The sequence below is a fragment of the Flavobacterium franklandianum genome (genome assembly GCF_007097365.1).
GTDB lineage: Bacteria > Bacteroidota > Bacteroidia > Flavobacteriales > Flavobacteriaceae > Flavobacterium > Flavobacterium franklandianum.
Genome location: NZ_VJZR01000010.1, coordinates 135,676 through 142,120, shown reverse-complemented (window position 1 = coordinate 142,120; position 6,445 = coordinate 135,676). Strand labels below are relative to the sequence as shown.

Sequence of the window (6,445 nt, the reverse complement as noted above, 5' to 3'; positions counted from 1 at the left end):
CGAGGCAGAGCCTCGAGGAATTCTTTTGATTTACTTATGACCCCGAGGCAGAGCCTCGAGGAATTCTTTTGATTAAATTAGTTTAATTGACAATATAAGTCAAGATGTTCATTCTGTGAACGGCTTGTTTTACTAGGGTTGAGCCAAAATTCGGTGCACTTTTTTTTCCCAGATGTCCAAGTGCACCGATTGTGCACCGATTTTTTGAGAAATAATGAATAATTTGGTTATTCGGTGAAAAGAAAAAACCCCTTAAACAGTGATGTTTAAAGGGTTTTAGTTCATTTTGAGAATTCTCTCGCGGAGAAAGAGGGATTCGAACCCCCGGACCTGTTACAGTCAACAGTTTTCAAGACTGCCGCATTCGACCGCTCTGCCATTTCTCCAATAAAGCGCATTCGATTTCTCAATGCGGTTGCAAATATAAGAACCTTTTTTTGTTTTACAAAAACTATTTTTATAAAAATTGAGGCTATTTTACAGTCTTTTTTTTTAATCCTTTCATTTTCTTGATTTTAATAATAAAAAAAGATAAAAAAAAGTTTTAAATTCTTCTAATAGGGTACGTATTCTTTAATTTCTAAGCCATATCCTATCATTCCCACACGTTTGGTTTGTTGGGTATTGGATAACAATCGAATATTTGAGATGTCGATATCGTGCAGTATTTGGGCGCCAATACCAAAATCTCGATTGTCCATCTTGATTTGCGGGGCTTTAAAAACACCTTTGGTCTGTAATTCTTTCAATTCAACAATACGGTTGAGTAAATCTTCGGATTGGGATGCCTGATTGATAAACAATACAGCACCTTTTCCCTCTGCATTAATCAAATCAAAAAGATCACATAATTTTTTATTTGCATCATTGGTTAATGTACCCAAAATATCATTATTGATTAAAGTAGCATTGATCCGGGTTAAAACAGGATCTCCAATATTCCAAGTTCCTTTAGTGAGCGCTACATGAACACGATTGTTGGTAGTTTGCAAGTAGGCTCTAAGTCTAAACGAACCAAAACGAGTTTCGATATCAAAATCTTCTTTCTTGACAATCAAACTATCGTGCTGCATTCGATAGGCAACTAAATCCTCAATGGATACCAATTTTAAATTGAATTTCTTGGCAACCTCAACTAGTTGTGGCAATCTTGCCATCGAACCATCCTCATTCATAATTTCGACGATCACACCCGCTGGTTTGAAGCCGGCTAATCGAGCAAAATCAATCGCTGCTTCTGTATGTCCAGTTCGTCTCAAAACACCTCCTTGTTTGGCTATTAATGGGAATATATGACCAGGACGAGCTAATTCATGAGGTTTTATATTGGGGTCAACCAATGACAAAACAGTTTTTGCTCTATCGGTTGCCGAAATACCTGTGGTGACACCATTGCCTCTCAAATCTACCGAAACAGTAAAAGCAGTTTCCATCGGATCTGTATTGTTGTTTACCATAGCGTTTAATCCCAACTCTTTACATCTACTTTCGGTCAGTGGAGCACAAATAAGTCCTCGACCGTGAGTAGCCATAAAATTTATCATTTCGGGAGTTACCTTTTCGGCAGCAGCTAGAAAATCTCCTTCGTTTTCACGACCTTCATCATCTACAACAATGATTATTTTGCCTTGACGAATGTCTTCGATTGCTTCTTCTATTGTGTTGAGTTTTATTTTGGTGGTTGTCATATTTTGGTTTTAATTTTTTAGAAATAATTAAGTAAAATAAGCATCAACTATAATCATTATATGTATTGACGAATATTTTAAAGAACTCTTTCAAAATGTTTAGTTTTATATTGGAAGTTGATATGTTATTATTTTGGCGAAGGAAATATTTTTTGAAATATTTTTTGAAAGGGTGCCAAAACAACATCCATATTAATCAATCCAATATCATTCGTTGCACGATAGGTTAGTAAAATAGCTAATGGTGTCAGAATTAATGACGAAATCCAAGCTCCTAATATTGGTGATAACCCATTTTCTTGCGAGATTCGTTTTCCAAAAGTATTAATAAAATGGAAAGTAATAAATATTAGTACAGCAAATACTATTGGTAAACCTAAACCGCCTTTTCGAATAATAGCACCCAAGGGGGCTCCTATAAAAAACATTAAAAAACACGCATAAGCAATTACAAATTTATCATAGAACGCTAAAATGTGACCATTTATGTTTTTTTGTTTGAACTCTAATTCGGTTTTTGTACCACTAATGGAAAGCAAATTATTGTCTATATTGCTGCTGGCATAATTTAAAACGGTTAATTTTTTTTCGTTAGAATATTTAGACAATAAATTATCAGTCAGTGTCTTAGTCTTCTTGATAGGCAAAACAGGATTATAACTTCTTTGCATTCCAATGCGTTGATTGATGTTTTCTGAAAAAGATAAAATCTCAGTATTCCTATTTTTATGCAAGGAATCTAAAGTATAATTGAGTTCGCTAACATTTAGCATCGTATTGGTATTTGAAATACTCGCATCATCAACATTTACTTTATTCAATTTTGATAAATCGATATTGATATTGTATTTCTTAAAGGAGCTTTTTGCAAAAGGGAATTTGCTTCGGTCTTCATATTTTTTTGGAATGACATCTTCATAGTAATACCCATCATTCAAAACCATTTGAAGGGTGTTTGATTTCTCGCTACTAATCAATAAACCGTTTTTAGCCTTGATAACAGTCTTATTTCCTTCGCCCATTGCCGATTTTTTATGAATGGTAATCCCCGTCAAAGTGTTTCCATTAACTCCCGATTTCTTATTCACTTTTATTGAATACAAGCCAACATCGCTGAACTGACCCTCGGCTATAGCCAAAGCAGGTTTTAATTGGGCAATGTTTCTACGGAAATTAATAAACTTATATTCGGCATAAGGAATAACATTATTGGCAAAAGAAAAAGCTACGATACTCAAAATAGAAATGAAGATAATTAAGCTTTTCATCGCTCTTTGTAGCGAAATCCCAGCCGATTTCATAGCCGCAAATTCGTAGTTTTCGGCCAAATTTCCAAATGTCATTATCGAAGCTAACAAAACTGATAGCGGTAAAACTAGCGGAATAATACGCGGCATCGCAAATAATAAGAATTTAAGAACCATGGTTAAATCCAAGTCTTTCCCAGCTAATTCTGCTATAAACAACCAAACGGATTGAAGGATAAATATAAAAAACAGAATAATAAATACCGTAAAAAAGGTACTCAGAAAAGTCTTTAGTAAGTATTTGTCGAGAATTTTCACCTAGAATTAATCTAATTTATTGATGTAGTAATTTGGATATCTACTCGCAACAAAGGTAAATTGATTTTTCGACAAAGGTTGGTTGGTTTTAAAAGAATTAACAGTCAATGTAGTTTTTGTTCCTTTTTTGCCTGTTTCAATCAAATTATAAATGTGTTTTGTTTGAACATCAATACCCAATAATATTTCTTTTCTTTGATCTTTGGCATTCGTTGGAACCAATTTTACATATTGAATTTTTCTACCTTTGATGTCTTCCAATTTATCCATGGTGCATTTATAACCCGAATTAAAAAAAGTCAACATCTTTGATGGTGTGATGGCGCTGTCATCTTTTTCATTAACGGAAGAAATAGTAACCTCTTCATCTTCAGGAACTATAGTGTAGTTCTTCTTGCCGTCATAAATTTTGGTAACTCCCATAAAATTCAAAACATATTGATTGCCTTTCATCGTCACATTTCCTTTACTGTCTTGATGAATGTTTTCTTTGGCATTATTCAAACTGTATTTGAAATCAATTACAATATTATCATACCCTTTTACTATTGAAGTAACTTTGTTCAAAAGATCTTTTGCTTTGTTATCCTGCGCTTGAATGGAAAAATTGAATAGAAATAAAATGGAGGTAATTAATAAAACTTTTTCACTCACACTTTTAATATTTTTTTTTTGGAATTGCTTCGCTTGTTCGCTTTTGCTTGAGTCGTGAATCTTCGATTTCATTTTAATTTTTAATTTTGTTCATTATTGAAAAATTGTTCAAGAGAACTTATATCTAAGATATTTACACTTCTGGCTTTACTACCCTCAAAAGGCCCTACGATTCCAGCAGCTTCCAATTGATCTATCAATCGTCCTGCTCTGTTGTAGCCTAATTTAAGTTTTCTTTGTAGTAAAGAGGCAGAACCTTGTTGTGCCATAACAATTATTTCGGCAGCCTCTCTAAATAAAGTATCTCTCTCGGAAATATCCATATCAAGATTAATGCCACTTTCTTCTCCAACGAACTCCGGAAGTAAATAAGCTGTTGCGTATGCTTTTTGGGAACCAATAAAATCTACAATTTTTTCTACCTCGGGAGTATCTACAAATGCGCATTGTACACGAACTACATCATTGCCGTTGTGATAAAGCATATCGCCACGTCCTATCAATTGGTCTGCTCCTTGGGTATCTAATATAGTTCTTGAATCAATTTTTGAAGATACTCTAAAGGCTATTCTAGCAGGGAAATTGGCTTTTATCAATCCAGTAATTACATTTACAGATGGTCTTTGTGTAGCAATGATTAAGTGAATCCCGATGGCTCTGGCTAATTGTGCCAATCGTGCAATAGGAACTTCAACTTCCTTTCCGGCAGTCATAATCAAATCGGCAAACTCATCGACAACTAATACTATATAAGGTAAGAATCGGTGGCCATTTTCAGGATTTAATTTTCTAGATTTGAATTTTTCGTTGTATTCCTTGATGTTTCTCACCATCGCATCTTTCAACAAAGAATAGCGATTATCCATTTCGACACATAGCGAGTTCAAAGTATTGACAACCTTGGCGTTATCAGTAATAATAGCATCATCAGTATCTGGAAGTTTGGCAAGATAATGTCTTTCTATTTTATTGAAAAGTGTTAATTCTACTTTCTTAGGATCGACCAAAACAAACTTGATTTCGGCAGGATGTTTTTTGTATAGTAAAGAAGTGATAACGGCATTTAAACCTACAGATTTTCCTTGTCCTGTTGCTCCCGCCATTAATAAATGGGGCATTTTGGCTAAGTCAACTACAAAAGTTTCGTTCGAAATTGTTTTTCCTAGGGCCAGAGGCAATTCCATTTCAGCTTCTTGAAATTTGGCTGAGCCAATCACACTTTTCATCGAAACCATCGTTGGATTTTTGTTAGGAACCTCAATCCCAATAGTTCCTTTTCCAGGAATTGGAGCAATAATACGAATTCCCAATGCCGAAAGGGACAAAGCAATATCGTCCTCTAAACTCTTGATTTTTGAAATTCTAATTCCTGCTTCTGGCACGATTTCATATAAAGTAACCGAAGGACCAACAGTAGCTTTTATATGTGCAATTTCGATTTTATAATTGCGAAGTGTTTCAACAATTTTATTTTTATTCTCTTCTAATTCCTCCTGATTGATGGTGATTCCTCCAGTAGAATATTCTTTTAATAAATCGATTGTTGGGTATTTGTAATTTGATAAATCCAATGTAGGGTCAAACAATCCAAAATCGGCTACCAGTTTTGATGCCAAATTCTCTTCGATGATATCTTCTTCGGGAGCTTTTTCTATCACAAAATGATCATCATCTGTATGAATAATTTCTGGCGAATGGAAAGGCGGTGGTGTAACTTGTTTTGGTAGCGGTTTCAAAGTAATCTCAGAAGGATTACTAATCGTAGGTTTCAAAGCTTCTTTGTTGAGTTCGAATTGTGAACCTGCAGTTTTCAAATGAATTCCTTCAAGCTCTTCGTCCTCTTCGGTTTCTTTAACGGCATATTCTTCAAGATTATAGGCATTTGAAGAAGCTGTCGAATTTAAATCAAATTTAATTTCTTTTTTGGTTCTTTCGAAAAAGGATTTAATTTTTTCAGGTGATACTTTGATTTTAAAAATCAAATAGATTATTATTCCAAAGAATAAAACGAGTAATGTTCCTGTTTTACCAAGGTAATCTTGCGAAAACAAATTCAATTCATATCCAATAATCCCTCCCAATTCTGGTAAAGAAGTGGCAAAAAATCCGAATAATACTGACAAGATAATGATTACAAATAGATCCCAAAACCAGATTCTTTTGAGCTTTTTTAAAGAAATATCAAGCACTAAAAAAATACCTGTTAGGAAAAATAATCGAACAAATATAAAGGAAGCAAGTCCAAAACCTTTGTAAACCATTAAATCGGCAAGATAAGCACCGAATTTTCCCAACCAATTCTGAACCGTTTCATTTCTATCCGATAATTGATAGACTGCGCTTTGATCAGCTTGACCGTATATATAAAAGGAAATAAAAGCAAGTAATAAAGCAATTGAAAATAATACCAAGAGTGAACCCAAAACAATTTTGTGTTGTTTTGTGAAAACCCATGATTTTTTTTCAACAGAAGTGGAATTCGATTTCTTGTCTGGAGTAACTGCTTTTGTTGTTTTTGCCATTCTTGGTTGAACTATT

Annotated in this window: 4 protein-coding genes and 1 tRNA gene; all 5 read right to left on the bottom strand. The window is 34.0% G+C overall.

The annotated features are described in order from the left end of the window. Window positions 1-301: 301 nt before the first annotated feature. Window positions 302-386, bottom strand: a tRNA-Ser gene (locus tag FNW17_RS11925). A 168-nt stretch (window positions 387-554) separates the two neighbouring features. Beyond that, complete coding sequence (gene ribB, locus FNW17_RS11920; RefSeq protein ID WP_143391683.1) at window positions 555-1,688, bottom strand: 3,4-dihydroxy-2-butanone-4-phosphate synthase; 1,134 nt, start codon at window positions 1,686-1,688, stop codon at window positions 555-557. 128 nt (window positions 1,689-1,816) lie between these two features. Continuing rightward, a complete protein-coding gene (locus FNW17_RS11915; protein ID WP_143391684.1) occupies window positions 1,817-3,253 on the bottom strand; it encodes an LptF/LptG family permease in 1,437 nt (478 codons plus the stop codon). A gap of 6 nt (window positions 3,254-3,259) precedes the next feature. Beyond that, window positions 3,260-3,979, bottom strand: a complete 720-nt coding sequence (locus FNW17_RS11910) for a LolA family protein (protein ID WP_143391685.1) — start codon at window positions 3,977-3,979, stop codon at window positions 3,260-3,262. Between the two features lie 8 nt (window positions 3,980-3,987). Beyond that, window positions 3,988-6,429: a DNA translocase FtsK gene (locus tag FNW17_RS11905; protein WP_143391686.1), complete on the bottom strand. Its 2,442-nt coding sequence runs from the start codon at window positions 6,427-6,429 to the stop codon at window positions 3,988-3,990. Between the last annotated feature and the right edge of the window lie 16 nt (window positions 6,430-6,445).

Coding starts and splice junctions, on each gene's coding strand:
- ribB (WP_143391683.1), bottom strand. CDS start 1,688: ATGACAACCACCAAAATAAAACTCAACACAATAGAAGAAGCAATCGAA.
- FNW17_RS11910 (WP_143391685.1), bottom strand. CDS start 3,979: ATGAAATCGAAGATTCACGACTCAAGCAAAAGCGAACAAGCGAAGCAA.
- FNW17_RS11905 (WP_143391686.1), bottom strand. CDS start 6,429: ATGGCAAAAACAACAAAAGCAGTTACTCCAGACAAGAAATCGAATTCC.